The 26,350-nt window shown below is 67.7% G+C and carries 23 protein-coding genes; 8 read left to right on the top strand and 15 right to left on the bottom strand.

All coding sequences use genetic code 11. The features are described 5' to 3' along the window. Positions 1-14 precede the first annotated feature (14 nt). The 6 genes from resB to ACPXCG_RS14225 form a co-directional block, all read right to left on the bottom strand. Positions 15-1,718, bottom strand: a complete 1,704-nt coding sequence (gene resB / locus ACPXCG_RS14250) for a cytochrome c biogenesis protein ResB (RefSeq protein WP_425792605.1) — start codon at positions 1,716-1,718, stop codon at positions 15-17. Beyond that, positions 1,715-2,521, bottom strand: a complete 807-nt coding sequence (locus ACPXCG_RS14245; protein ID WP_425792604.1) for a cytochrome c biogenesis CcdA family protein — start codon at positions 2,519-2,521, stop codon at positions 1,715-1,717. Before ACPXCG_RS14245 ends, resB begins: the two co-directional genes overlap by 4 nt. Before the next feature lie 2 nt (positions 2,522-2,523). Continuing rightward, the gene (locus ACPXCG_RS14240) at positions 2,524-3,183 is read right to left on the bottom strand and encodes a TlpA family protein disulfide reductase (RefSeq protein WP_425792603.1); all 660 of its coding nucleotides are present in this window, start codon (positions 3,181-3,183) and stop codon (positions 2,524-2,526) included. An 8-nt stretch (positions 3,184-3,191) separates the two neighbouring features. Then, positions 3,192-3,800 (bottom strand): histidine phosphatase family protein, encoded by a 609-nt coding sequence (locus ACPXCG_RS14235; protein ID WP_425792838.1) that lies wholly within the window; start codon positions 3,798-3,800, stop codon positions 3,192-3,194. A gap of 17 nt (positions 3,801-3,817) precedes the next feature. Beyond that, positions 3,818-5,155, bottom strand: a complete 1,338-nt coding sequence (gene hemL, locus ACPXCG_RS14230) for a glutamate-1-semialdehyde 2,1-aminomutase (protein ID WP_425792602.1) — start codon at positions 5,153-5,155, stop codon at positions 3,818-3,820. Positions 5,156-5,239: 84 nt separating this feature from the next. Continuing rightward, complete coding sequence (locus ACPXCG_RS14225) at positions 5,240-5,839, bottom strand: TetR family transcriptional regulator (RefSeq protein WP_425792601.1); 600 nt, start codon at positions 5,837-5,839, stop codon at positions 5,240-5,242. An 80-nt stretch (positions 5,840-5,919) separates the two neighbouring features. On the opposite strand from ACPXCG_RS14225, the gene ACPXCG_RS14220 reads away from it, so the two are divergent. Beyond that, positions 5,920-7,347 carry an MFS transporter gene (locus ACPXCG_RS14220; RefSeq protein ID WP_425792600.1) on the top strand — a complete coding sequence of 476 codons (1,428 nt, stop codon included), beginning with the start codon at positions 5,920-5,922 and terminating at the stop codon, positions 7,345-7,347. Between the two features lie 91 nt (positions 7,348-7,438). Here the strand turns inward: ACPXCG_RS14220 and ACPXCG_RS14215 are convergent, their stop codons facing one another. The 3 genes from ACPXCG_RS14215 to ACPXCG_RS14205 all read right to left on the bottom strand — a co-directional run bounded on the left by ACPXCG_RS14215 (position 7,439) and on the right by ACPXCG_RS14205 (position 10,904). Next, the gene (locus ACPXCG_RS14215; RefSeq protein WP_425792599.1) at positions 7,439-8,326 is read right to left on the bottom strand and encodes a DUF559 domain-containing protein; all 888 of its coding nucleotides are present in this window, start codon (positions 8,324-8,326) and stop codon (positions 7,439-7,441) included. 194 nt (positions 8,327-8,520) lie between these two features. After that, entirely contained in the window at positions 8,521-9,405 is an 885-nt protein-coding gene (locus ACPXCG_RS14210; protein WP_425792598.1) for an SGNH/GDSL hydrolase family protein, read from the bottom strand. Then, complete coding sequence (locus tag ACPXCG_RS14205; RefSeq protein WP_425792597.1) at positions 9,402-10,904, bottom strand: PucR family transcriptional regulator ligand-binding domain-containing protein; 1,503 nt, start codon at positions 10,902-10,904, stop codon at positions 9,402-9,404. The genes ACPXCG_RS14210 and ACPXCG_RS14205 overlap by 4 nt, the downstream gene beginning before the upstream one ends. Positions 10,905-11,007: 103 nt before the next feature. On the opposite strand from ACPXCG_RS14205, the gene ACPXCG_RS14200 reads away from it, so the two are divergent. The 6 genes from ACPXCG_RS14200 to ACPXCG_RS14175 all read left to right on the top strand — a co-directional run bounded on the left by ACPXCG_RS14200 (position 11,008) and on the right by ACPXCG_RS14175 (position 18,998). Beyond that, positions 11,008-12,402, top strand: coding sequence for an aminobutyraldehyde dehydrogenase (locus ACPXCG_RS14200; RefSeq protein ID WP_425792596.1), 1,395 nt, complete (start codon positions 11,008-11,010; stop codon positions 12,400-12,402). 10 nt (positions 12,403-12,412) lie between these two features. Continuing rightward, entirely contained in the window at positions 12,413-13,765 is a 1,353-nt protein-coding gene (gene gabT, locus ACPXCG_RS14195) for a 4-aminobutyrate--2-oxoglutarate transaminase (RefSeq protein WP_425792595.1), read from the top strand. A 67-nt stretch (positions 13,766-13,832) separates the two neighbouring features. After that, positions 13,833-15,803 (top strand): primary-amine oxidase, encoded by a 1,971-nt coding sequence (locus tag ACPXCG_RS14190; protein WP_425792594.1) that lies wholly within the window; start codon positions 13,833-13,835, stop codon positions 15,801-15,803. 49 nt (positions 15,804-15,852) lie between these two features. After that, positions 15,853-17,322 (top strand): NAD-dependent succinate-semialdehyde dehydrogenase, encoded by a 1,470-nt coding sequence (locus ACPXCG_RS14185; RefSeq protein WP_425792593.1) that lies wholly within the window; start codon positions 15,853-15,855, stop codon positions 17,320-17,322. A gap of 77 nt (positions 17,323-17,399) precedes the next feature. Continuing rightward, on the top strand, positions 17,400-17,948 hold the full coding sequence (locus ACPXCG_RS14180; RefSeq protein ID WP_425792592.1) for a YdcF family protein: 549 nt from the start codon (positions 17,400-17,402) through the stop codon (positions 17,946-17,948). A gap of 129 nt (positions 17,949-18,077) precedes the next feature. Beyond that, complete coding sequence (locus ACPXCG_RS14175) at positions 18,078-18,998, top strand: type IV toxin-antitoxin system AbiEi family antitoxin (RefSeq protein ID WP_425792591.1); 921 nt, start codon at positions 18,078-18,080, stop codon at positions 18,996-18,998. 88 nt (positions 18,999-19,086) lie between these two features. Here ACPXCG_RS14175 and ACPXCG_RS14170 read toward each other — a convergent pair whose 3' ends face one another. Both ACPXCG_RS14170 and ACPXCG_RS14165 read right to left on the bottom strand, forming a co-directional pair. Next, complete coding sequence (locus tag ACPXCG_RS14170) at positions 19,087-20,250, bottom strand: acyl-CoA dehydrogenase (protein WP_425792590.1); 1,164 nt, start codon at positions 20,248-20,250, stop codon at positions 19,087-19,089. A gap of 117 nt (positions 20,251-20,367) precedes the next feature. Continuing rightward, the gene (locus ACPXCG_RS14165; RefSeq protein WP_425792589.1) at positions 20,368-21,108 is read right to left on the bottom strand and encodes a TetR family transcriptional regulator; all 741 of its coding nucleotides are present in this window, start codon (positions 21,106-21,108) and stop codon (positions 20,368-20,370) included. Positions 21,109-21,305: 197 nt separating this feature from the next. Here ACPXCG_RS14165 and ACPXCG_RS14160 point away from each other — a divergent pair, with 197 nt between their 5' ends. Continuing rightward, positions 21,306-23,330 (top strand): acyl-CoA dehydrogenase, encoded by a 2,025-nt coding sequence (locus ACPXCG_RS14160; protein ID WP_425792588.1) that lies wholly within the window; start codon positions 21,306-21,308, stop codon positions 23,328-23,330. Between the two features lie 12 nt (positions 23,331-23,342). Here ACPXCG_RS14160 and ACPXCG_RS14155 read toward each other — a convergent pair whose 3' ends face one another. The 4 genes from ACPXCG_RS14155 to hemB form a co-directional block, all read right to left on the bottom strand. Next, entirely contained in the window at positions 23,343-24,035 is a 693-nt protein-coding gene (locus ACPXCG_RS14155) for a DUF3093 domain-containing protein (protein ID WP_425792587.1), read from the bottom strand. A gap of 11 nt (positions 24,036-24,046) precedes the next feature. Next, positions 24,047-24,463: a hypothetical protein gene (locus tag ACPXCG_RS14150; RefSeq protein WP_425792586.1), complete on the bottom strand. Its 417-nt coding sequence runs from the start codon at positions 24,461-24,463 to the stop codon at positions 24,047-24,049. After that, on the bottom strand, positions 24,450-25,214 hold the full coding sequence (locus tag ACPXCG_RS14145; RefSeq protein ID WP_425792585.1) for a hypothetical protein: 765 nt from the start codon (positions 25,212-25,214) through the stop codon (positions 24,450-24,452). Before ACPXCG_RS14145 ends, ACPXCG_RS14150 begins: the two co-directional genes overlap by 14 nt. Positions 25,215-25,359: 145 nt before the next feature. Then, a complete protein-coding gene (hemB, locus tag ACPXCG_RS14140) occupies positions 25,360-26,337 on the bottom strand; it encodes a porphobilinogen synthase (RefSeq protein ID WP_425792584.1) in 978 nt (325 codons plus the stop codon). Positions 26,338-26,350: the final 13 nt, after the last annotated feature.

Raw genomic sequence — 26,350 nt, 5'->3', positions numbered from 1 at the left:
TCAGTCGATCCCGCTTACAGACGCCGCACACGTAGCCGACGTACCCGCGAGGTGCGCTCGGCGTCCGGGTCGGCCGGGTCGCGCACCAGGTCGTGGGCCTGCTCCTCGAATCCCTCGCCCCAGCCCGCCTGATCGGTGCGTGCCAGACCGGCAATTTCTACTACAGTACGTCGTTCGCCGGGGTCACCGGAAACCGTACCGGGGACGGGCACGAGTCGGACCCAGATGCGCCGGCGCCGGATCAGCAGCGACACGAGCAGGCCGCCGAGCATCGTGATCGCCGAGACCAGGACCCAGACCTGCGAGGGATCGTGCGAGACCTGCACCGACACCCATCGCTGATAGCCGTCGAATCGCACCGAGGTGCCGTCGGCGAGCGCGTGGGTCTGCCCCTGCGCCAGGTTCACCTGCGCACGCTGCTGCAGGCGTCCCTGCTCGATGAGCGTCTGGTCCAGGGAGTACGCATTCTGCGGTTTGCCGGTGTCGAGCCCGGTGTCGCCCTCATAGATGCGGATCGCCACCGCCGGGTCCTTGGGAATCGGCGACGACGAGGTCAGCAGGGTGCCGTGGTAATTGGCGGTCGGGGCGAACAGCCCTTCGAGGGCCACCTGATGCGAGCGACGCTCGTCTTCGTTCGGGTAGAGCCCGGCCGGGGTGTCGAAACGCGCCGCCCCCGACGACATCATCGTCTGCATCTCCTCCGGGATGAACAACGCCGTCTGCTGACGCTGTTCACCGTTCGGGAACGTGACCGTGAATGTCGGGGCGTAGCCGTTGCCGAGCACGTAGACGCGGTCACCGGCCACCCGCAACGGGTCGTTCACCCGGATCTTCGTCGACTTCCAGGTCGACGGGTCCGTCTGCCGGACGCCGTCGGTGTAGCGCACCTTGGCCGTGTACATGTCCGGCTGCCCGTTGGGCAGGAAGGTCGCGTCGAAGCCGTCGACGCGGAAACAGAACGGGTCGAGGTCGGTACCGTCGACGAGATTGCCCGCCTTGAACGAGTCATAGACGGCGGTCGAGGTATTGCAGAGGCCTTGCTCGCCGTCGGCGACCAGGCTGCGGGTGCCCTCGTAGCCGTACAGTTTGCCGAAGGCGATCGACACCAGGAGCGCGAGGAGCGCGAAATGGAAGACCAGGTTGCCGAACTCGCGGAGGTAGCCCTTCTCGGCCGAGACCTCGACGACGCCGTCGTCCTTGACGACGGTGGTGCGTCGCCATCCGCGGAGATTGCCGGAGATGCGTCGCGCCAGGCCCTCGGGGTCGCCGTCCACCTCGTGCTCGACGTGTCGCGGCAGGCGCTTCAGATTTCGCGGTGCGGCAACGGGTTTGGCCCGCAGGCTGTGGAAGTGCTCGATCATCCGCGGCGTCAGGCACCCGACGAGCGAGACGAACAGGAGTACATAGATCGCGGTGAACCAGGCGCTGGCGAACACGTCGAACAGCTGGAGTCGGTCCATCCACTGGCCGAGCCAGCCGTGTTGGTCTATGTAGGCCTGTGTCTTCTGTTCGTTCAGCGGCCGCTGCGGGAGGAGTGCTCCGGGGATCGCGGCAAGGGCGAGCAGGAACAGCAGGACCAGTGCGGTCCGCATCGAGGTGAGCGAGCGCCAGAGATTGCGGAGCGGCCAGAGCACGCGGCGGAAGATCCAATGCGGGCGCGACGGGCCCGGCGTCGGGCCGGACACCTCGGCGTCGGGGGTCACGTCTGTATCGGTCATACGGGCAGCTCCGTGTCGGTGATGAAGGCGTCGCGGACCCAGACGATGAACTGATCCCAGAGCCCGGTCACCAGGGCGACGCCGACGGCGATGAGCATGATTCCGCCGAAGATCTGGATCGCCCGGGCGTGGTTGCGCAGCCAGCCGAGGCTGCGCAGGGCCCAGGCCGACGAGAACGCGAGCACGACGAACGGGATGCCGAGGCCCGCGCAGTAGGCGACGATGAGTGCGACGCCCTTGGCGGCGGTCGCGCCCTCGGTGCCGCTGGCGGTCGCGATGACCGCGGCGAGGGTCGGCCCGAGGCAGGGTGTCCAGCCGAGGGCGAACACCGCACCCAGCAGGGGCGCCCCCACCAGGTTGGACATCTGGCGGGGCGCGAATCGGAACTCGTGCTGCGCCATCGGCACCAGCCCGATGAACACCAGGCCCATCAGGATGGTCACCACACCGCCGATACGTTGCAGCACTTCGCGATTCACCACAAATGTGTTGGTGATACCGAGCACGCTCGCGGTGGCCGCGACGAAGATGACGGTGAATCCGAGGACGAAGAGTCCGGCCGCGACCGCGACCCGCGATCGGCCGCGCTTGGCCGGTTCGCCGACGGTGACGGCCGGGGCCTCGGCTCCGACGAGCCCGGCAAGGTAGGACAGGTAGCCGGGCACCAGCGGGACGACGCAGGGTGACGCGAAGGACACCAGTCCGGCGACCACACACGCGGCGAGCGCGAGCAGCAGCGGCCCGCTCGACACCGTGGTGGCGAATGTGTCACCGATGGCGGCCTGGGGTGCGAGTTCGATCATCGTCATGGTCGGCCCGGGGCCGAGGTGGCCGGCGACTGCGGAGCGGGCGAACCCGGAGTGGACGACGCCGGGGTCGACACCGACTCGGCAGCGACCTTCCGGACGGTCGCGTCGAGCTCGTCGGCCGTCACCGCCTTGAGGAACACTGCGGCGGGCCGATGCTGACGGTCCAGGACGACCGTGGTCGGCACCACGGCGGTCGGTGTGGTGAGGCTCGACAGCGTGATGCCGTCGTAGTCGTAGATCGACGGGTAACCGACGTTGCGGTCGGCGACGAAGTCCTTGGCCGACTGCCGGTCGTCGCGCAGATTGATACCGAGGAACTCGACACCGAGGTCCTTGGTCTGCTCGTAGACGCGCTCGAGGTCGTCGGCCTCACCGCGGCACGGCCCACACCACGAACCCCAGACGTTGATGACGACGGCCTTGTCGCGGAACCGGGCGTCGGACAGCGACAGAGGCTGGTCGGTGACGAGGTCCGGTCCCGACAGGTCGGCGACCTTCTTGCGGTCGGCGGGCGGATACGTGATCACCGTCTGCCCACCCGGGGAGACGAACTGGAAGGTGTCCCCCTGCGCCACTGCGTCGTCGCCGGTGCCGCAGCCACTGATCACCCCGATCAGGGCCGCCAGTACCGCAACCAGCAGGCAGAACCTTCGCACGCTCGTCCTTACGCTCCCGTTGCCAACGGGTCCGACGCACCGGCCGGCTCGGAGTAGATGATGTCGACGAGGGCGTCGCCCTCGTAGATGAGGCTGGTCAGCGAGGCCAGCGAGCACTGCCGGCGACGCGGGTCGTGCCAGAGCCGCTGGCCCTCCAGGAAGCGACGCAGCGTGTAGACCGGCAGCTGATGGCTGACACAGATGGCCTCGTGACCGCGGGCGGCGTCACGTGCCTTGTTGGCGGCGGCCAGCATGCGGTGCGCGAGCTGGATGTACGGCTCGCCCCACGACGGGGTGAACGGGTCACGCATCTTGGGCCAGTGCCGGGGCTTGCCGAGGGCGCCGTCGCCGACCGAGACCTTGAGACCCTCGAAGACGTTGTCGGCCTCGATGAGCTCGTCGTTGGTGACGATGGTCAGCCCATGGGCGCCCGCGATGGGTGTCGCCGTCTCCTGGGCCCGCTGCAGCGGCGACGCGAACACCGCGGTCACATCGTGGTCGGCGAGCGTGTCGGCGACCTTGTTGGCCTGCGCGCGACCGCTGTCCGACAGCCGGAAGCCCGGTAGCCGCCCGTAGAGGATGCCGTCGGGATTGTGCACCTCACCGTGCCGCATCATGTGGACGATCGTGTTGGTCACTGGGACTCCCCCGTTGCACTGGCCGATGCGCGTGCTGCGGCCCGGGCCGCAGCCGGCAACGCGTCGGCGATTCGTGAGAAAGCATCCTCGTCCAGCGCCGCGCTGACAAACCAGGCCTCGAACGCGCTCGGCGGCGGATAGACCCCGCGCTCGAGCAGCGCGTGGAAGAACGGCGCGAACCGCCAGGTCTCGGTGGCCTTGACGCCGGCATAGTCGGTGATCGGGTCGGCCCGATCGGTGAAGAACACGCTGAGCAGATTGCCCGCCTTCTGCACGCGGTGCGCCACTCCCTCGGCGCTCAGCGCCTCGGTGAACAGGGCCGCCAGACGATCCGCGTTGGCGTCGAGATCGGTGTAGGTCTGCGCGTCGGCGTGCCGGAGGGTCGCGAGCCCGGCGGCCACGGCGACCGGGTTCCCCGACAGCGTGCCCGCCTGGTACACCGGTCCGGTCGGGGCGAGGTACTCCATGATGTCGGTGCGGCCGCCGAATGCCGCCGCGGGCAGACCGCCGCTCATCACCTTGCCGAAGGTGTAGACGTCACCGGCCACGCCCTCGATGCCGTACCAGCCGGCCGGACTCACCCGGAAACCCGTCATGACCTCGTCGATGATCAGCAGCGCACCGTGCCGGCGAGTCAGTTCCCGCAGGCCGGCGTTGAAACCGTCGTGCGGGGCGATAGCGCCCATGTTGCCGGCAGCAGCCTCGGTGATCACCGCGGCGATCTCGTGGCCGAACTCCTCGAAGGCCTTCGCGACGGCCTTGAGGTCGTTGTAGGGCAACACGAGGGTGTCGTGGGCGGAGGCGCCGGTGACCCCGGGCGAGGTGGGCAGGCCGAGTGTCGCGACGCCCGAGCCGGCATCGGCCAGCAGCGCGTCGACATGGCCGTGATAGCAGCCGGAGAACTTGATGATCTTGGATCGGCCGGTGAATCCGCGCGCCAGCCTGATCGCCGACATGGTGGCCTCGGTACCGGAGTTGACCAGGCGGACACGCTCGACCGGGTCGACCCGGTCGATGATCTCCTCGGCCAACTCGATCTCGCCCTCGGTCGGAGCACCGAACGAGAGTCCGCCTGCGGCGGCCTTCTGGACTGCCTCCACGACGGCGGGATGGGCGTGGCCGAGGATCATCGGCCCCCACGAGCTGACGAGGTCGACGTAGTCGTTGCCGTCGACGTCGGTGAGGTGGCAGCCCTTGGCCGAGGCGATGAACCGGGGATGGCCGCCCACCGCGGAGAAGGCGCGGACCGGTGAGTTGACGCCGCCGGGAGTGGCCGCCGTGGCGCGGCGAAAGAGTTCTGCGGACTTCGCGGCGGCATCAGCGGATCGGGTCACGGCCTCCAGTGTTCCAAACCGCGCCGACGGGGCCCAAATCGTTCAGGCTGCTCTCAGCCTGCGTCAACAGGTCGGTGACGACGGTCACCCGCGGTGAGATTCCGTCGACCATCCGTTGTCGAGCAGATCGACGATCGCCTGCAGGGCCGCGCGGGAGTCCGGCCGGAACCCGGTGAGCCCGGGGATCTCCAGCAGATACCGTGCGAGCGCTCGGATCTGGATGTCGTCGGGCTCGCGGCCGTAGGCATCGGCGAGCACCGCCGCCAGGTCACCTTCGCCGGCCATCCAGAGCTTGCGTGAGTAGTCGGTGAGCGCGGGCGTGTCCATGATCAACCGGGTGCGCTCCGCCCATTCGGCGTCGGGCTCCTCGAGGAACGGGCCCCGGGTGAGCAGGAAATCGCCGACGGCGGCCAGCGCCGAACGATCGGGGGCCCGATCGCGGATCGCCGCGACTATCCCCTCCCGCCGCTCGGTGCCGTCGTCGAAGATCAGGGCCGGCTTGCCGTCGACGAAGTGCTTGAAGACGGTCGCTACCGCCGTGTCGGCCGCCTCGGCCACCTCCGCCACCGTCACGTTGTCGTACCCGCGCTGCCGGAAGAGCTTCATCGCTGCGTCGCTGATCGCCTGACGCGTCTGCGCCTTCTTCCGCTCGCGGCGGCCCATCGCGGCAGGTGTTGTCGTCATGGTCACAGTTTACATTCTTGTAGTAAGTCCATTTGTAGAGTTATTCTACTTTCATACCGACTACGAGATGGAGGTCCGCCATGACGACGACATACGACACATCCCCGGCCAGATCCGGGCCGTCCACCCTGCTGATGTGGGCAATCCTTGGCCTGGTGCTCCTGGCCGACGCGTTGGACATGATCGATTCGACGGTGACCAACATCGCGGCGCCGACGATCGCCGACGAACTCGGCGCGGGCGAGGGCCTCATCAAGTGGCTCGGCGCCAGTTACGCGCTGGCGATGGGAGTGCTGCTCGTGGTCGGCGGGCGACTCGGCGACAAATTCGGGCAACGCCGGGTGTTCCTGGTCGGCATGGCCGGGTTCACCATCGCGTCGGCGGTGTGTGGCCTCTCCCCCGACGCCTTGCTCCTCGTGGTCGCGCGGGTGGCCCAGGGCGCTTTCGGCGCGTTGATGCTGCCGCAGGGCATGGCCATCATGACCAGGACCTTCTCGCGCGAGATGCTCGCCAAGGCCTTCGGGCTGTTCGGACCACTGCTCGGCATCGCCTCGGTGGGCGGGCCCGTCCTCGCCGGCTTTGTCATCGACTGGGACATCGCGGGGTTGTCGTGGCGTCCGATCTTTCTGGTCAACGTCGTGCTCGGCGTCATCGGACTCGCCCTCGCCGTTCGCCTGCTACCCCGCGACGACGGCGACCGCGACACCGTGATCGACGGGTGGGGTTCGGGCATCCTGGCGGTCGCGATGTTCGGGCTGATGTTCGGTCTCATCGAGGGTTCGACGGCCGGCTGGGGCCCGGTCCCCATCGCGTCCCTGATCGTCGGCGCCTGCGCCGCAGCATTGTTCGCGTACCGGCAGGCCCACACCGCCGACCCGTTGTTGCGACCCAGCCTCTTCAAGAACCGCGGCTTCACGTCGGGCCTGGTGATGGGACTTCTCGTGTTCGCCGCCACCAGCGGACTCGTCTACGTGTTGTCGCTGTTCATGCAACTGGGCATCGGGGCATCGGCCCGCGAAGCATCGCTCGGCCTGCTGCCGCTGACCCTCGGCATCATCGTCGCCGCCGGCGCGACCATGGGCGGATTGATGACCCGGCTCGGGCGGACCCTCGTCGTGCTCGGTCTGGGCGGGATCGTCGTCGGGGTCGGCTGGCTGCTCGCCCTCGTCGCCGCGTCCGGCACCGATCTCGGTCTCTGGATGATGGCCCCGCCGATCTTCGTGATCGGCCTCGGGATGGGCGCGTGCTACGGCACGATCTTCGACATCGCACTCGGCGACATCGACGCCGACGAGGCCGGCAGTGCCAGCGGTTCGATGTCGGCGATCCAACAGCTGGCCACCGGAATCGGCTCCGCGACAGTGACAACGGTGTTCTTCCAGCTGGCCACCGGCAGTGAGGTCCATGCGATGGAGATCAGCCTCGTGATCGTCCTCGTCGCGGCCGCGATCTGCCTGCCCGTGGTCCGGCTGCTGCCGCGTCGGGCGCCGGCGGAGCTCGCACACTGAGTGGGCGGCCGGTCCGGCCGGGGTCCTGCCGGCCGGACGCCGGCCGGCCGGACAGCGATATGGATGCGGTGTCAGCGGGTGCTCGTGACAATTATTGATCCGAGACCCCGCTGACGCCGTATTCATGTCGCGATACTCCCCCGGCCAGCTTCTTCACGTGCTCACGCCGGCGAACCAGGTCGAGCACCGTTGCCTCCGCCTGTTCCCACTCATGCACCACCCGTTGGTAACTGAACCGCAGGGTGACGTAGCCGAGGCGGGCCGCCTCCTCGTCCCGCCGACGATCCTTCTCGATCTGTTCCGGTGACCGATCGTGGTACTCCACACTGTCGATCTCGATGATGAGACGGTCGCCGACCAACAGATCCACCCGACCCACGCCGATGATCCGTTGCTGCACCCGCACTCTCATGCCGAGGGCGCGCAGGCGAAATCGGACCATCGTCTCGGTGCCCGATTCGGCATTCGCGTCGCACCGGTCGAGGAGGCGACGAATGCGGCGAGGAGCGCCGATGAACACCGCGTCGAGGTCGGACCTTTCCAGCAGGTCCTGATGGAGGATCGAGTCGCAGACGACGACGATGCCCTCCTCGTCCAGGCATTTGAGGGCATGCCGGAGTGCGATCCGGATCTCGTCGACGGCATCGACCTCCCGCTCCGGGGGCGCGTACTGCTTGCAGTAGCGATGCTTACCGGATCGATGTGCCGCCTCACGACCGCGAATGTGCATCTTGCTGGGCCCGGGAGGAATCCAGACCCCGTGGAGTTTCAGCGCCGACACACAACTGACCACACCACCGGTGGCCACCGCCGCCGCCACCGACATGTTCGCCGACCGAGTCGCATACCAGCCGCGCCGCAACAACCTGAGATCGCCGTCCGCGCACGCCCGTCGGAGCCGGCTCTGGGTGACATCGAGGCCTCGTAGCTGCGCCCAGGATGCGACTCCGTACGGAATGTGGAGATCACTCAGGTCCATGGAGTCATCGTGACGCAGAAAGGCTCACAGAATTCGGCAGCGCCAGGCCGGATGGGTGATCTGTGGATTGTTCTGCGACTGTGGACAAGTGGCAGCCGATATGGATGCGGCACCGGCGGACCGTCGTGACAACTATTGATCCGAGACCCTGCTGACGCCGCATCCATAGTGACGAAGGTGACGACCCACGCCGTCTACCGCAGGGCCGCGGCCAGCTGATCGGCGATCGCCTGCTGCCCCAGCTCGTTCGGATGAGCCGGGGCGGCGCCGGTTGCGCCGGTCTGCGGCTCGATCCACCGCGTACCCACCGGTTCGCAGGCGTCGTGCCCCTCCGACACTCCGGACATGTCGACATAGTTGGCGCCCGCCTGCTCGGCGGCCCGCTGCACCGACCGGTTCAGAACTGCTTGCAGTTCACGGAGATACGGGACGTCGCCGGATGCCACACGCATCGTCGGATAGCAGCCCGTCTGCGCCGGCAGGATCCACGGGTAGCCGACCGCCAGCACCTGCGCGTCCGGCGCCTTCGCCCGCACTGCCTCGAATGCCCTCACCAGCGACGGGTACGTGCGCTCCCGGACGATGTCGATGTACTCCGGGCCGTGCGCTGCGCGACAGGGCGACCCACTCGGATCGGTCGCCGCCACGTCGGAGCACGCGCGGATCGCGGTGGTGTACACCGCGCTGTCGTTGCCGCCGATCATCACCGTCACCACGTCGGGAGTGCCGGTGAGGGCATCCAATTGGGCGGGTACACCGGCATATTGGTCCGTGAAGAAGTCCGCGGTGTCGGCGCCGCTACAGCTGACGTCGTCCAGCCGGTAACCGCGCGCAGCCGCCAGCAGGTGCGCGAAGTTGCGCGACGACCGCAGGCACAGCACGGGTGAATCCTCCACCAGCGGTTGCACTCCCGCGGCAGCGCTGTAGCTGTCGCCGAGGTTGACCTGCCGGGGCGCAGACACCGGCGAGCTGTCGGCAGCGGACATGGAGGTGGACGGCTGCGGCTCGTCGGTGGCCGTCGCGCAACCCCCGAGAACCGATACCACCAGCGCCAGAACGACTGCCGCGGCGCGCCTCATGCGTCCGCCCCCAGCAGCATCAACAGCAGCTCTGCCCGGGTCCGCGCATCGGACAGATCCACCTCCAGCATGTCCTCGATCCGCTCGATCCGGTGACGCAGCGTGTGGCGGTGTACCCCCTGCGCCGCGGCGGCCACGCCCCAGTTGCCGTTCGCCTCCAGGAATGCCAGCAGGCTCGCGCGCAGATCCGTGCCGTGCTGGACGTCGTGCGCCATCACCGGCGAAAGGCGTTGTGCGGATGCGTCGGCCAGCGCCTGCCGCACCGGATTCATCGTCAGCAGTGACCGGCTGCCGCACAGGTCGACGAGCTGCCCGACGGCCGCCGACCGGCACGCCAGTCGCGCCTGCCGCACCGATTCGCCCACCTCGCCCAGCTCGGCCGCCGGACCGATCCCGCCCGACACCGGTGCGCTGCGATTCATCATGGCCAGCAGGCCGACGGCGAACTCCACGTGATCGTCGCCGCGCAACAGGGCGATCACCTCGACGTCGTCCCGATGGACGAACACCGGTCGCCATCGATGATCGAGTTCGTCGACGAGTCGACGACGCCCCTGCGTGGCGGCCTCGGGGTCGGCGAAAGTGAAGACCGCCGCGCGGACCCGACCGGCCCGGTCCGCTGCGCGCCCGAGGATCCGGTGCAGTCCCGGTCCCGCGGGAGAGCCGTCGACCGCGAGGGCGACCGCGTCGTCGTGCAGGTCCACGATGTCGCGTGTCACCTGACGCGGTTTGGCATGTTCGATGGCGAGCAGCGAGGTGGCGTGGCCGACCAGCATGCGGGCGACATCGTCGAGGGCCGACGTCCCGACGACCCCGAGATGTCCGTAGGTCCGACCACCCGATCCCACCCGGGCCACCGTGATCGTCGCGTCGTCGGTCATCCACACGGCACCCGCGGACGCGGGATCGCGCACCACCAGATCGCGAATCCGATTGAGGTCGGCAGACGGGATGGTGCGCGGTGCCGTCGCCACCACGGAGTGGCCGGTGTCGAGGAGTACCACGTGCTGGTCGATGGCCTCGGCGAGCTCGCGAACCAGCGCCGTGGAACCGCCGGACGCGGCGGCCCGGGTCATCCGCGGCTGCGCCTTGGTGGCCGTGACCAGCCGGGCCGACCGTTGTGCGGCGATCTGATCGAGCACGGCCCGGGTCACCGCGGAGAACGGGATCGGCAGCGGCACCTCGAATAATGGCAAACCCAGCTCGTCCGCGGTCTCCGTCATGTCCCGGGGCACCTCGTCGAACCCGAAGCCGACACCGAGACCGACCGCCGCGACACCCACCTGGTCCAGACCCGCCAGATACGCACGGCGCCCGGCCACCTCGTCGCCGAGCCGCAGCCCGGTGGTCAGCAGCACCTCCCCGCCCGACAACCACTCACCGGCGTCGGCGAGCTCCGACGACACCGCACAGTCGAGCGAGCGCCCCAGCCCGTCGGCCCCGCCACGCAGCGCCAACTGGAGCCTGCGCTGCGCAAGCAGCCACCGGACGGTCGTCACACAGATCACCCTAGCGACGAATGGACATCATGGAGCGAACTCCGCCCGGGCCTGTACAGAATGTCAGGCCACGTCAGCCCGCGTGGAGGCGAACACTGGACCCATGTCCGTGCTGCAGAACTACATCAACGGCGAGTTCGTGCCGTCAGCCTCCACCGAGACCATCGACATCATCAATCCGGTCGACGAATCCGTCGTCGCCGTGTCTCCGGTCTCCATCGCCGCCGACGTGGACACCGCGATGGCGGCGGCCACCGCGGCCTTCGCCGGCTGGAGCACCACCACCCCGTCCGAGCGCCAAAAGGCGCTGTTGAAGCTCGCCGATGCGATCGAGGCCGGGTCGGATCAACTCGTCGCCGCTCAGGCCCGCAACACCGGCCAGCCCGAGGAGCAGATCGCCGTCGAGGAGGTCACCGTGGGGGCCGACCAGGTGCGGTTCTTCGCGGGTGCCGCACGCACGCTCGAGGGCAAGTCCGCGGGCGAGTACATGTCCGGCCACACCTCGTTCGTCCGACGGGAGCCGGTCGGCGTGATCGGCCAGGTGACGCCGTGGAACTACCCGCTCATGATGGCCATCTGGAAGATCGCGCCCGCCATCGCGGCCGGCAACACCGTGGTCCTCAAGCCGTCGGACACCACGCCCGAGTCCACCCTCGCGCTGGCCGAGATCAGTCGGGGCATCCTGCCGCCGGGCGTGCTCAACGTGGTGCTGGGCAACGGCGAGACCGGGGCGGCCGTGGTGGGTCATCCCACCCCGAGGATGGTGTCCATCACCGGCTCGGTGCGGGCCGGGATCGCCGTCGCGGTGTCGGCCGCGCAGCAGCTGAAGACCGCACACCTCGAACTCGGCGGCAAGGCCCCGGCGGTGGTGTTCGCCGACGCCGATCTCGACAAGACCATCGAACCGCTCGCGGCGGCCGCGTTCTTCAACGCAGGCCAGGACTGCACGGCGGTCACCCGCGTCCTGGTGCACGAGTCCATCCACGACAAGGTCGTCGACCTGCTCGTCGAGGAGGCGGAGAAGGCCACCGTCCCACCCCTCAACAACATCGACCACTTCGCCAAGGTCACCGCCATCCTGGATGGGATCCCGCCGCACGCGACGGTCGCCACCGGCGGAAAGCGTAAGGGCGACAAGGGGTTCTTCGTCGAGCCGACGATCATCACCGGCGTTCGGCAGGACGACAAGCTGGTGCAGGAGGAGACCTTCGGACCGGTGATCACGGTTCAGCCGTTCTCCGACGAGGAGCAGGCGGTCGAGATGTCCAATGACGTGGCCTACGGCCTGGCGTCGAGCGTCTGGACCACCGACCACGGGACGGCCATGCGGATGTCTGCCGCCCTCGACTTCGGATGCGTGTGGGTCAACTGCCACATACCGTTGGTCGCCGAGATGCCGCACGGCGGTTTCAAACATTCCGGCCATGGAAAAGACCTGTCGCTCTACGGTATCGAGGACTACACCCGGGTCAAGCACGTGATGAGCAACGTCGAGTGAGGTGGATGCGATGACCACCATGGCCCATCGGCTGCCGCAGAAGCGACATCTGGTGACCGAACTGCCCGGCCCGCGGTCGAGTGCGCTGACCGTCCGCAGGCGAGCCGCAGTGGCGCCCGCCGTGGGATCGGCCGCCCCGGTGTACGCGGTCGACGCCGACGGTGGCGTGATCATCGACGTCGACGGCAACTCACTCATCGACCTCGGGTCCGGCATCGCGGTGACCACAGTGGGTGCCAGCAACCCGGCGGTGGCCGACGCCGTTGCCGCGCAGGCTCATCGGTTCACCCACACCTGCTTCATGGTCACGCCGTACGAGGGTTACGTCGCGGTGGCCGAGAAGCTCAACGAACTCACCCCGGGCGATCACGAGAAACGCACCGTGCTGTTCAACTCGGGCGCCGAGGCGGTGGAGAACGCCGTCAAGATCGCGCGACTGGCCACCGGTCGCGATGCGGTGGTCGCGTTCGACCACGCCTACCACGGTCGCACCAACCTCACGATGGCCTTGACCGCGAAGACGATGCCGTACAAGCACAATTTCGGTCCGTTCGCCCCCGAGGTCTACCGGATGCCGATGAGCTACCCCTACCGGGACCCCCTCGGCGCCGACGGCGTGGCCGCCGCGAATCGGGCGATCACCATGATGGACAAGCAGATCAGTGCCGACAGTCTGGCCGCGGTGATCGTCGAGCCCATCCAGGGTGAGGGCGGGTTCATCGTTCCCGCACCGGGATTCCTGCCCACGCTGGCCCAATGGTGCCGTGCCAACGGGGTGGTGTTCATCGCCGACGAGGTGCAGAGCGGTTTCTGCCGCACCGGCGACTGGTTCGCCTGCGACCACGAAGGGGTGATCCCCGACCTGGTCACGATGGCGAAGGGAGTCGCGGGCGGGATGCCACTCTCGGCAGTCACCGGACGCGCCGAACTGATGGACGCGGTCCACCCCGGCGGGCTCGGGGGCACGTACGGCGGCAACCCGGTGGCGTGCACCGCCGCACTCGCGGCGATCGACCAGATGACCACGCTCGATCTGCCGGCACGCGCCCGGCAGATCGGTGAACTCATCCTGTCGTCACTGTCGGCGACCGCGGCGTCCCTGGCCGGAGAAGGACGCGACGTGATCGGCGACATCCGCGGCCGGGGTGGCATGGTCGCCATCGAACTGGTCCGCCCCGGCACCACCGAACCCGATCCGGAACTGGCCAAAGCCGCGGCCGCACATGCCCTCTCACGCGGCGTCATCGTGCTCACCTGCGGCACCTTCGGCAACATCCTCCGGCTGCTTCCGCCACTGGCCATCGACGACGAACTACTCGGCGAGGGACTCGACATCATCGCCGAGGCACTCGCCGCCGACTGAACTGCACGGATTCCGACAACCCAGTACGCGACGAGCACGGCAACCGACGAGCAAGGAGAGACCGCCCATGACGGACACGGCAGCTCAGGCAACCGATTTCGGGCATCCTCTCGATCCGCTCGACGCCGACGAGTTCCGGGCCGTCACCGCCCTTCTCGCGCGTGAGTACGGCGTGGGCGACGGCTGGCGGATCGCCTCGATCGAGCTCGCCGAACCGACGAAGCCCGAGCTCGCGTCGTACGCGGCCGAGGGCACCGTGCCGGCGCGCCGGGCCGTCGTCATCTGCCTGGACTCCGGGCAGAACGCCACCTACAAGTCATTCGTCACCCTCGGCGCGGATTCCGACGCACCCGGTACCGTCGACTCCTTCGACCACCTGCCGGGCGTCCAGGCGAACTTCACCGTCGATGAGTTCGAGGAATGCGATCGCGCCCTGCGCGCGCATCCCGATGTGCAGGCGGCACTCGCACGCCGCGGCATCACCGACCTCGACAAGGTCTTCATGGACACCTGGACCTACGGCGGCGCAGTGATCCCCACGGAGTTCGAGGGGCGCCGGCTCGGCTGGTCGGACACCTGGGTCAAGGATGCCGACGGCGCGAATCCGTACGCCAACCCCGTTGCGGGACTGCATTGTGTGATCGACGTGAACACCATGGAGCTGTTGCGCATCGAGGACAGCGGCGGATTCGAGCAGGCCGAGGTGATGGGCGAGTACGTGCCCCGACACATCCCGCAGCGCGTCCGCGACGAGTCCCGACGTCCACCTCTGAAGCCGCTCGAGATCACCCAGCCCGAGGGTCCGTCCTTCACCCTCGAGGGCAACCGGCTGACGTGGCAGAACTGGTCGTTGCGGATCGGTTTCAACTATCGCGAGGGCATGACGCTGCACACCGTCAGCTATCACGACGCCGGCCGGGAACGCAGTGTTGCACATCGACTCTCGTTCGCCGAGATGATGGTCCCCTACCGCGACCATTGCGAGGACCACTACCGCCGCACCGCATTCGACATCGGCGAGTGGGGCCTCGGCTTCATGACCACTTCGCTCGAGCTGGGCTGCGACTGCCTCGGCGAGATCCGCTACCTCGACGCCGTGCTGCACGACAGCACCGGCGAGCCGTTCACCATCACCAACGCCATCTGCATCCACGAGGAGGACAACGCAGTCCTCTGGAAACACGTCGACCACGACGCCGGCGCCGAGGTCCGGCGGATGCGGCGCCTCACGGTGAGTTCCCATGTCACCGTGGCGAATTACGAGTACCTTATCTACTGGCGGTTCTATCAGGACGGCAACATCGAATGCGAGGTGCGGGCCACCGGCATCATGGTCACCACCCCGATGCCACCGGGGGTGACGTCGAACCCGCACGGCACCACCGTCGACAACCGCACCTACGCACCGTTTCACCAGCATTTCCTGGTCGCCCGGCTCGATCTCGACATCGACGGCACCGACAACACGGTGTTCTCGTCGGAGACCGTCGCCGAGCCGATGGGCCCCGGGAACCCGCTCGGGTTGTCGCTGATCCAGCAGAACATCGCGTTGCGAACCGAATCGGAGGGCATGCAGAACATGAACTTCGCGACGCAGCGGGCGTGGAAGATCGCCAACACCAACGTCACCACGACGCTCGGGCACCATCCCGCCTACAAGCTGGCGCCCACCGCCGCGCTCCCGGCCATGTTCGATCCGGCGTCACCCATCTTCCGGCGCGCCACGGTGATCGGCCACACGCTGTGGGTGACCCCGAATCATCCCGATGAGCGTTGGCCGGCAGGCGAGTTCGTGAATCAGTCGGATCACGACACCGGCCTCGGTGAATGGACCAAGGCCGATCGTCCGATTCTCGACACCGACGTCGTGCTCTGGTACACCTTCGGCATCCATCACATCACCCGTCCGGAGGACTGGCCGGTGATGCCGGCCGACACGGTGTCGTTCTGGCTCAAGCCATTCGGCTTCTTCGACCGGAACCCGGCACTCGATGTGGAACCCTCGCCCGGGTCGCACGCCTGTCACGGCGATGACTGATCCGCGCCGCACACCTGCCCGCAAGCAACTGACAAGGATATGAGATCGAATGAGCAACAATGACGTGATGGACCCACAGGCCGTTCTCGACGGCGTCCCGACCGGACTCTGGATCGACGGAGCATCGGTGCCGTCGTCGGCGGGCGGCACATTCGCCGTCTACGACCCTGCTACCGAGGAGGAGCTGGTCTCCGTCGCCGACGCGACGGTCGAGGATGCGCGCCTGGCACTCGACAAGGCGGTGGCGGCGGCCGACGACTGGGCGGCCACCGCGCCGCGCGAGCGTGGTGAGATCCTCCGTCGGGCATTCGAGCTGCTCACCGATCGCGCCGACGACCTGGCGCTGCTGATGACGCTCGAGCTCGGCCGGGCGCTGCCCGACAGTGCCGCGGAAACCAAGTACGGCACAGAGTTCCTGCGGTGGTTCGCCGAGGAGGCGGTGCGCATCGACGGCCGGTTCACACGGTCACCCGCGGGCAACGGGCGCATCCTCGTCTCGCACGCGCCGGTGGGTCCGTGCCTGGCGATCACCCCGTGGAACTTCCCGCTCGCGATGGGCACCCGCAAGATCGCGCCCGCTCTGGCCGCGGGGAACGTCATGCTGGTGAAGCCGGCACACGAGACACCGCTCACGATGCTGGCCCTCGCCGAGGTGTTCGCCGAGGCCGGGCTGCCCGGCGGCGTGTTGTCGGTGCTGCCGACGAGCAGCTCGGGCGATCTGTCGACGGCGATCATCACCGATGATCGGATCCGCAAGATCAGTTTCACCGGCTCCACCCCCGTCGGCCGCAACCTGTTGGGGCAGGCAGCCGAACGCGTGCAGCGCACGTCGATGGAGCTGGGCGGCAACGCACCGTTCCTGGTGTTCGACGACGCCGACATCGACGCCGCGGTCGAGGGGGCGTTCGCCGCGAAGATGCGCAACGGCGGGGAGGCCTGCACCGCGGCCAACCGGTTCCTGGTGCAGGCAGGTGTTGCCGAGGAGTTCACCGCCAAGCTGACCGAGAAGATGTCGGCGGCGCGCCTCGGCCCCGGCTACGACTCCGGAATCACGCTCGGGCCGCTGGTCAGCGCCAAACAGCGGGACAAGGTCGCCGAGGCCGTCGACGGCGCCATCGGCGACGGCGCACGAGTCCGGTTGGGCGGCAAGGTGCCCGAGGGCAAGGGATTCTTCTATCCGGCGACGGTGCTCGATCAGGTCGACGCGTATGCCCCGGTGACACGGGGCGAGATCTTCGGTCCGGTGGCCGTGATCAGCACCTTCGAGTCCGAGTCCGACGCTGTGAAGGCCGCCAATTCCACCGAATACGGACTCGCCTCGTATTTCTACAGCCGCGACCTCGATCGCTGCATGCGTGTCGCGGAAGCTCTCGATTCCGGCATGGTGGGCGTCAACAGGGGCGTGATCTCCGATCCCGCCGCGCCGTTCGGCGGCGTCAAGCAATCGGGCATCGGGCGCGAGGGCGGCAGTGAGGGCATCGACGAGTATCTGTCGGTGAAATACATCGCACTGACCTGAGGTCAGGGGCGCTATTCGCTGGACGTCGGCTGTGTCGTACGGATGCGACTTTCGGCGATGTCCGTACACTCGTGCACATGCGTGTCAGGGTCACCGCCATTCTCGTATCACTCGTCGCCGCACTGGGCCTCACGGTCGCCGCGCCCGCGCAGGCCGCGCCGGGTCCCGGTAGTTCCGACCTGCTGTCGCCGAACAGCCTGTTCCTCTGGCAGAGCCCGCCGACGCGCTACATCGTCGTGCTCGGCGCCAAGATGGGGACCTTCGGACAGACGCCCGGGATCTTGGAGCAGCGGATGAATGTCGCGGCCGGACTTGCCCGGTCGCACCCGTTCAATCGCATGGTCGTCTCCGGGGGAAACACCTGGTGGCTACCGGTGTCGGAGGCGCAGTTCATGAACGTGGGCCTGCTGAAGCGTGGTGTGCCGATCTGGCAGATGGTCAACGAGGGTGCGTCCACCAGCACGGTCCAGAACGCGAGCAACACGGTTGGCATGCTCAAGGCGATGGGCGCCTCGGGCGCACTGATCGTGACCAACGGTTTCCACATGCCGCGCGCCATGAAGGACTTCCGCGACGCCGCCGCGAAGGCGCACGTTCGTCTCGACTTCCGTCCGGCCTACGCCTGACCGCTACCAGGAACCGCACCTCTCGCGACAGACCTTTGGCGCGCGAAAGGTCGTTTACGAGAAGTGCGGTCTCTGCGTCGCGTACGCCGCTGCTGCAACCGGCGGCCGGTCCGGTGCGTCTGATATCGCATGGACGGTTTCGCATCGCTGCAAGGCGCGGCCACCCGCGCTGAACTGATCTCCGCCGGCTATGCCGACCACGAGCTCCGGGCGGCGGTCCGGACCGGCGTATTGACTGCGCTCGCGGCCGGGGTGGTCATCCCCGCAGAGTTGCTCGACGGTACCCCCGAGCAACAGCATCGCGAGCTCGCACTGGCACGGGCCCGCGGCACGGCGACGCCCGGCCGTGCGCTCGCCGACGCGTCTGCGGCCGCAGTGCTCGGGCTCCCGGTGTGGGGCCTCGACACCGGCCGCGTCGCCATGGTCCAGAGCGGCACCAAGTCGCGGTCGAGATCGACCGGCGTCCTGCGTGTGGTGTCGGATCGGCGTCCCGCCGCCACGGTCATGGTCGACGGCGTTCCGGTGCTCGCACCCGCACGGGTCGTCGTCGACATCGCCCGCCATTCGCCACGGATTCCTGCGATCGCACTCGGAGATGCGGCGCTGCATGCCGAGTTGTGCAGCCCGGACGACCTGGCGAACGAACTCGACCTGATCACCGGAATGACCGGTGCGGCCCGTGCCAGACGGGTCATCGGTGAACTCGACGGCGTGGCCGAATCGGTTCTGGAATCGCGCAGTCGCATCGAGATCCTCGACGCCGGACTACCCGCACCCGAACTCCAGGTGGACCTCTACGACGCGTGGGGCAATTGGGTCGCGCGGGTGGACTTCTACTGGCCCCGGCATCGGGTCGTCGGCGAGAGCGACGGGAAGTCGAAGTACTCGGGCGCAGACGGCGACGACCGTCTGCGCTACGAGAAGGGACGCACCGATGCGCTCGTCGAGATCGGCAACCGTGTGATCCATTGGGGCTGGGACGATGTCGATCAGCGTGCGCGCCTGATCGCACGACTTACGACGATGCTGTCGGTGTCGAAGGCTTCGTGACGAGACAAAGAAACCTCACCTGGCGCCAGGGACCTTCCGCGTGCCGGCGGTCTGTGGCGACAGGTGAGGGTTCCGGTGTCTGGAAGGATCAGCGCAGCAGCGCGCGACTCATGACGACGCGCTGGATCTGGTTGGTGCCCTCGTAGATCTGGGTGATCTTGGCGTCGCGCATCATCCGCTCGACGGGGAAGTCGCGGGTGTAGCCTGCGCCGCCGAAGAGCTGCACGGCGTCGGTGGTGACCTCCATCGCGACATCGGAGGCGAAGCACTTGGACGCCGCGGAGATGAACCCGAGGTTCTTCTCACCACGCTCGGCGCGAGCGGCCGACGTGTAGACCATCAGACGGGCCGCCTCGACCTTCATCGCCATGTCGGCGATCATGAACTCGACGCCCTGGAACTTGCTGATCGACTGACCGAACTGCTTGCGGTCCTTCACGTATTCGATGGCCTTGTCGAGCGCACCCTGCGCGATGCCGACGGCCTGCGCGCCGATGGTCGGGCGGGTGTGGTCGAGGGTCTGCAGCGCGGTCTTGAAGCCGGTGCCCTCATCGCCGACGATGCGGTCCTCGGGAATGGTGCAGTCCTCGAAGTAGAGTTCGGCGGTCGGCGACCCCTTGATGCCGAGCTTCTTCTCCAGCGGGCCGACGGTGAAGCCCGGATCGTCCTTGTGGACCATGAACGACGAGATGCCGCTGGCGCCCTTTTCCGGGTCGGTCACGGCCATCACCGTGTACCAGCTCGACTTGCCACCGTTGGTGATCCAGCACTTGGAACCGTTGAGCACCCAGCTGCTGCCGTCCTTGCGGGCGCGGGTCTTCATCGAGCCGGCGTCGGACCCGGCCTCACGCTCGGACAGTGCGTAGGACGCCATCGCCTCACCGGACGCGATGGACGGCAGCACCTGCTTCTTCAGTTCGTCGGAGCCGTTGAGGATCAGCCCCATGGTGCCGAGCTTGTTGACGGCCGGGATCAGCGACGACGACGCGCACACGCGCGCGACCTCTTCGATGACGATGCAGGCGGCGACGGAGTCGGCACCCTGACCGTCGTACTCCTCTGGCACATGGATCGCGTTGAACCCGGACGCGACGAGTGCGTCGAGGGCCTCCTGCGGGAACCGCGAGTTCTCATCGACGTCCGCGGCGTGCGGTTCGATCTCCTTCTCGGACAAGGCACGGATCGCCTCGCGCAGCGCCACATGCTCCTCGGGCAATTCGAAGACGTTGAATTCCGGGTTACCGAATCCCATGATCACTCCCTTACGAGTCTGTGCACTTGTGCATGACGATGACACTGCGTGCCATCAGATGTGTCCAGGCTAACGCACTGCGGCACTCAGTGCCAACCACGTTCGCCGCACTCTCGTTCATTGTCCGCGATGTGGCTGCTGCGCACGCAGTTGTTCGCCGACCTGCCGGGCAATCTCGGCCGGCGACGTCCCAGACGGGTAGGTGACCACCGACACCACGGCCCCTGCCCCGGCCCCCGCCTCTGCCTCAGCTGATCCGGATTCCTCCGCCGGCGCGGACGCGGCGAAGCTTGCGCGCACCCGTCCGAGTTCGGCGCGCAACCGTTCCATCGTGGCGTCGGCGTCGCCGCGGATCATGGACCGCAGGAGAAAGTTGTGCGCGCCGGTGATCGCCGCGGCGTACGCGACCACACGCACCGGCGACTCCCCCCGCAACCGGGCACGCAGGAAATCTTCGAAGAGCCGTTGATATCGATAGGTCGTGACCAGTTCGCGGTCGCGGAGTGCGGGCACCTCTTGCACCACCCGGAACCGTCGTACGGCCAGCTCTCGAGTGTCCCGGAAGTGCGCGAACACCTGTTCGGCGGCCGAGCACACCACCACCCACGGATCGCCGTCGGCGGCCTCGAGATGTGCGGCGACCTGCGCCAGGAGCGCTTCGTGGTCGGCGAAGATGACATCTTCCTTGGCGCCGAACTGCCGGAAGAAGGTGCGCCTCGAGATGCCGGCGGCCACGGCGATCTGCTCCACCGTCGTCGATTCGTAGCCCTGCTCGGAGAACAACCGGATCGACTCGGCGACCACGTGGACACGAAAGTTCGCCGGATCGGGGGTGATCGCATCCGTTGCCATCGACATGGGTTCAGTATCGCCGACGCGCACACCCTCCCGCTGCCGGTCACACCTTCCGTCTCTGGCCGCCCCTTCCCTTTCTGGCCACCCGGCGATCCGTGAGCCGGAACGCGAAGGGTGCGGCCAGAAACACAGAACGCACCTCGGGTAGCAGCCGCCACAAACCCCTCAACTCGCGTCGGTCCGGTACGTAACGTGGAGACATGGCGACATCCACCGAGAGCCCTGCCACCCCGCCCGCCGACGTCACCGACGACCCCGAGGCTGTCACGCCGCCCACCGACGACCTGACGGCCGACGAGCGTGCGCTGCTGGTCGACAACCTCCGGTACGTCCTCGACGGACGGTGGCGCGCCACCCGCGACCTGGTCCGCGAGAGCGCCGACCGTTCCGACCTCCTCCCCGACCCGTCCCGCACTCTCGACGAGGCCCGTGCGCGCATCCTCGCGGAAATGCGCGAATTGGCGCAGAACGGTTTCGCCGCAGCTGGTTTCGCGTCCGACCACGGCGGGACCGGCGACGTCGGGGCGTCCATCACGGCCATCGAGATGCTCGGGTACGCGGACCTGTCGCTGATGGTCAAGGCCGGCGTCCAGTGGGGACTGTTCGGCGGTGCCGTCGAGAACCTGGGCACGGCGCGTCACCATGATCGGTACGTCACCGACATCATCAACCTGGATCTGCTCGGCTGTTTCGCGATGACCGAGACCGGCCACGGGTCCAATGTGCAGGCGCTGGAGACGACCGCGACCTACGACTCGGCGACCGAGGAGTTCGTCATCCACTCGCCGACGCCGTCGGCGCGCAAGGACTACATCGGCGGCGCCGCCGAGCACGCTCAGGTGGCCGCGGTGTTCGCTCAGCTCATCACCGGCGGTCCGGGCGAGGAACCGTCGGGCCGCGGTGTGCACTGCTTTGTGGTGCCGATCCGCGACGAGAACGGCGACCTGCCGGGTGTGACCACCAGTGACTGCGGATACAAGGGCGGACTCGCCGGCGTGGACAACGGCCGGATCATGTTCGACCAGGTGCGCATCCCCGCGGAGAACCTCCTCAACCGTTACGCCGACGTGGAGGCCGACGGCACATACACGTCACCCATCGAGAATCCGAACCGCCGCTTCTTCACCATGCTCGGCACGTTGATCCGGGGCCGGGTGAGCGTGGCCGCCACCGCCGGCGCAGCAGGCCGCAAGGCCCTGACGCTGGCGACGCGATACGGGTTGGTACGCAAGCAGTTCGAGGCTCCCGAGGGAACCGATGAAATCGTCGTGATGGACTATCTGGCGCATCAGCGGAAGTTGCTGCCCCTCATCGCGAAGTCGTATGCGGTCGCCTGCGCGCAGAACGAGCTCACGTCCGAGCTCCACGAGGTGCAGTCCGGCGCGGCGGACGATTCGGATGCCGGCCGTCAGCGACAGCTGGAGAGTGATGCCGCCGGGCTCAAGGCGTACGCCACCTGGCACGCGTCACACACCATCAACGAGTGCCGCGAGGCATGCGGCGGCGCAGGCTATCTCGACGAGAACCAGCTCTCGATCATGCGGGGCGACATCGACGTCTTCACCACCTTCGAGGGCGATAACACGGTCCTGACCCAGCTCGTCGGCAAAGAACTACTGTCCGCCTATGCCGAAGACGTGCAGGGTCTCTCTACGGCCGGGTGGGTCCGGTTCGTCGTGGGGATGGCACGCGACGTGGTGGTCGAGAAGACCGCCGCGCGGCAGGTGGTGCAGACCTTGCTCGAGGGCTCCGACGAGGACACCGAGAAGTCGAACCTGACGAACCGCGGCACCCAGATCCGACTTCTGCGCAACCGGGAGGATCACCTGATCCGCACCTGTGCGCAGCGTCTGCGGGTCGCCCTCGACGACGGCAACGATGCGTTCAAGGTCTTCAACAACGCCCAGGACCACCTGCTCAAGGTCGGGCGGGCCCGGACCGAACGCGTCGTGCTCGAGGCATTCATCCAGGCCATCAACGACTGCGATTCACGCTCGGCGGCAGAGGTTCTGGGCAAGGTGTGCGATCTGTTCGTGTACTCGGCCATCGAGGAGGACATGTCGTGGTTCCTGATGCACCGGCACATCTCGGTGGAGCGCGCCAAGGCCATCCGTCGCGGCGTCAACGAATTGTGCACGGAGCTGCGGCCGCACGCGCGGAGCCTCGTCGACGCCTTCGGTGTGCCGGAGGAACTGCTCGGCGCCGCCATGCTGGCGAACGGCTGAGGTAGACCGGGCTCAGCTGTCGTCGCGTTTACCGCGCGGCGGCAGCCCCATCTGCGCGGCCTGGTGCGCGACGGTCAGCTCGTCGCGGAACCGCCCGACGTTGCGGGCCCACGCCTGGGCGAGCCCGCCGTCGGCGAGCTTCACGCCCACTCCCTTGCGGCGGCGGGGCACGGCGGGGAGTTCCCCCAGAGCCCGTGCACTCTCCCACGTCTGGTGCTCGGGGCCGTTGTTCTCCGGATAGATCTTCGCGATGTCGGTCAGCAGCAGCTTTCGCGTGCCCTGCTGCAAGGTCGCCTCGGTGAGTCGGACGCTGACATGGGTGCGGGCCGCGTGGACCTGCACGAGAGAGAAGCCGACCAGGATCACCGCGAAGATCATCATCACCGGCCAGTGGACCTGGCCGGGCCCGGCGATCTCCATCGCGAGTACTGCGCCGATCAGGATCGGGCCGATCGACACCACCCACCAGCTGCCACCGGGTTCGTAGAAGAGGACCTCGCCCTCGTCGATCGGCTCTGTGGGTTCAGGTGCGGCGAGCGAGTCGTCGGCGGCGGGTTCGTCTGACACGTCGGCCACGGTGTCGTCGGCCACGGTGTCGTCGGCCACGGCTTCATCCGTGGCGCGGGACTCATCAGCGGCTGTGTCCGCGGCGTCGGGGATGTCGTTCGCCTCATCGTCGGGGTGCGACTCGTCTGGTTCGGTCACGTCGGGGCGGCTCACTTCTTGCTGGGCTTCGGCGGATTGGAGGTGGTGTACCAGGCCTCGGATTCCGGGCGGTAGGCCAACAGAGAGCCGAACAGACCGACCAGCGCCGCCACCAACGCGAACGCCAGGATCGGGAGTCCGAAGCTGACGATCAGCAACATGATGACCACCACCAGCGTCAATGCGGAGAGCGATGACCGCCATCGGGCATCACCGACGAAGGCCTTGCTCCCGATGAGGAAGTAGCAGACACCGATGATGGCCACGATGATGCCGACACCGATGGGCAGCAGGGTCGGACCCGACGAGACGATGCCCAGCACGATGAACAGCACTCCGAGCGCTACGAGAAGGCCACCCGACACCGTCCAGCACCGATAAGCCCAGACGACGAGATTCGGTCGTTCGGCGGGATCAGGACTCACCACGTGATTCGTTTCCTTCGTTCGGCTGCGGAGTGGGCTGGGTCTCCGGAGGAGATTGCTGCCCGCCACCATACGGCCACGATTGCGGCGTCGCGCCCTGATGATCTCCCGGCCCCGGCGGCCACTGTGACCCACCTGTGGGAGGCCCCTGCTGGTGGTGAGGCTGCTGTGGATGGTGGGGGTACGGCGAGTATTGGGGATGCTGCGAGTACTGGGGGTGCTGCGGATATTGCGGGTGCTGCGGCGGGCGCTTTCGGTGATCGGCCATCTCACGGCAGTACTGCTCGGACTCCCGGCGGAGCAGGAGTACCGACGCGCCGACGCCCGCGACCCCGCTGATGATCATCGGGATCATCACCCATCGCGGCGCGACGTCGCCGAACAGGCTGAACACCAGATTGACCATGATGAACACGCCCATCGCCGCCACGATCATGCGCGCCCAGTTGTAGCCGTTTCGGGCCAACAGGACCAGGCCGGCGGACACGACCGTCAGCGCCACTCCGAAGATCGCGAGCACGACGATGAGGGTTCCGCTCGATGTGAGCAGGTCAACCTGCTCACGCGGGGTGTCGGCGGGCAGGGTGCGGATCTGCCGGTCCCACGCGTCACGCAGTGACGGGTACTGACCGATGAACGCGACGATCTGACCGATGATCACCACCGCCCACAACTCGGTGGCGATGGACATGGCGTCCGGGCGATCGGGACGTGCGCCCTGATCGGGTGGCGCCGGTTGGGTCGGTGCGGTCATGGCTCCAGGGTAATGAATGGCCGAACGTGTTCACCACGTCGTCGAGTCGGGACTCCGGGACTCCGGGACTCCGGGACGAGATCGACTCGGTGCCTATGCCAACCGACTCGCGACCTCGGTCGCCCACCGGCCAGACCGGACAGGCCTATGCCAACCGACTCGCGACCTCGGTCGCCCAATACGTGAGGATGATCGAGGCGCCGGCGCGCTTGATGGAGGTCAGCGATTCGAGGATGGCCCCGTCGCGGTCGATCCAGCCGCGTTCGGCGGCCGCGGTGATCATCGCGTACTCGCCGCTGATCTGATATGCCGCCACCGGGACGTCGGCGATCTCGGCGGCATCCCGGACGATGTCGAGGTAGCTCATAGCGGGTTTGACCATCACGAGGTCGGCGCCCTCCTCGAGGTCGAGACGGATCTCGCGCAGCGCCTCGATCCGATTCGACGCGTCCTGCTGGTAGGTCCGGCGGTCGCCTTCCAGGGACGACCCGACGGCCTCGCGGAACGGACCGTAGAAGGCCGATGCGTACTTGGCGGCGTAGGCCAGGATGCCGGTGTCCGTGAGCCCCTCGGCGTCGAGACCGGCGCGGATCGCGGCGACCTGACCGTCCATCATGCCGCTCGGGCCGAGCAGGTGGGCACCTGCGCGCGCCTGTGCCAGCGACATGGACACGTACCGGTCCAGGGTGGCGTCGTTGTCGACCCGCCCCCGGTCGTCGATGACCCCGCAGTGCCCGTGATCGGTGAACTCGTCGAGGCAGGTGTCGGCCATCAGCACGGTCGAGTCGCCGAGATCGTCCGACAACGTCCGCAATGCGCGGTTGAGCACGCCGTCCGGATCATCGGCGCCCGATCCGACGGCGTCCTTGTCGTCGGGGGCCGGGACACCGAACAGCATCAGCCCGCCGACTCCGGCCCGGATCGCCTCGTCGGCGGCCTTGCGCAGCGAGTCGGGCGTGTGCTGGACGACACCGGGCATCGACGATATCTCGCGCGGTTCGTCGATGCCGTCGGCGACGAACATCGGTAGGACCAGATCCTGAGGCGCGACGACGGTCTCGGCCACCAGGCGCCGCAGCGCCGGAGTGGATCGCAGTCGGCGGGGACGGATCACTGGTGCCATGGACGCATTCTCC

Origin of the sequence: Gordonia sp. DT218, from assembly GCF_049847105.1 — a bacterium.
Classification (GTDB): domain Bacteria; phylum Actinomycetota; class Actinomycetes; order Mycobacteriales; family Mycobacteriaceae; genus Gordonia.
This window is presented reverse-complemented; position numbering and strand designations above follow the sequence as displayed.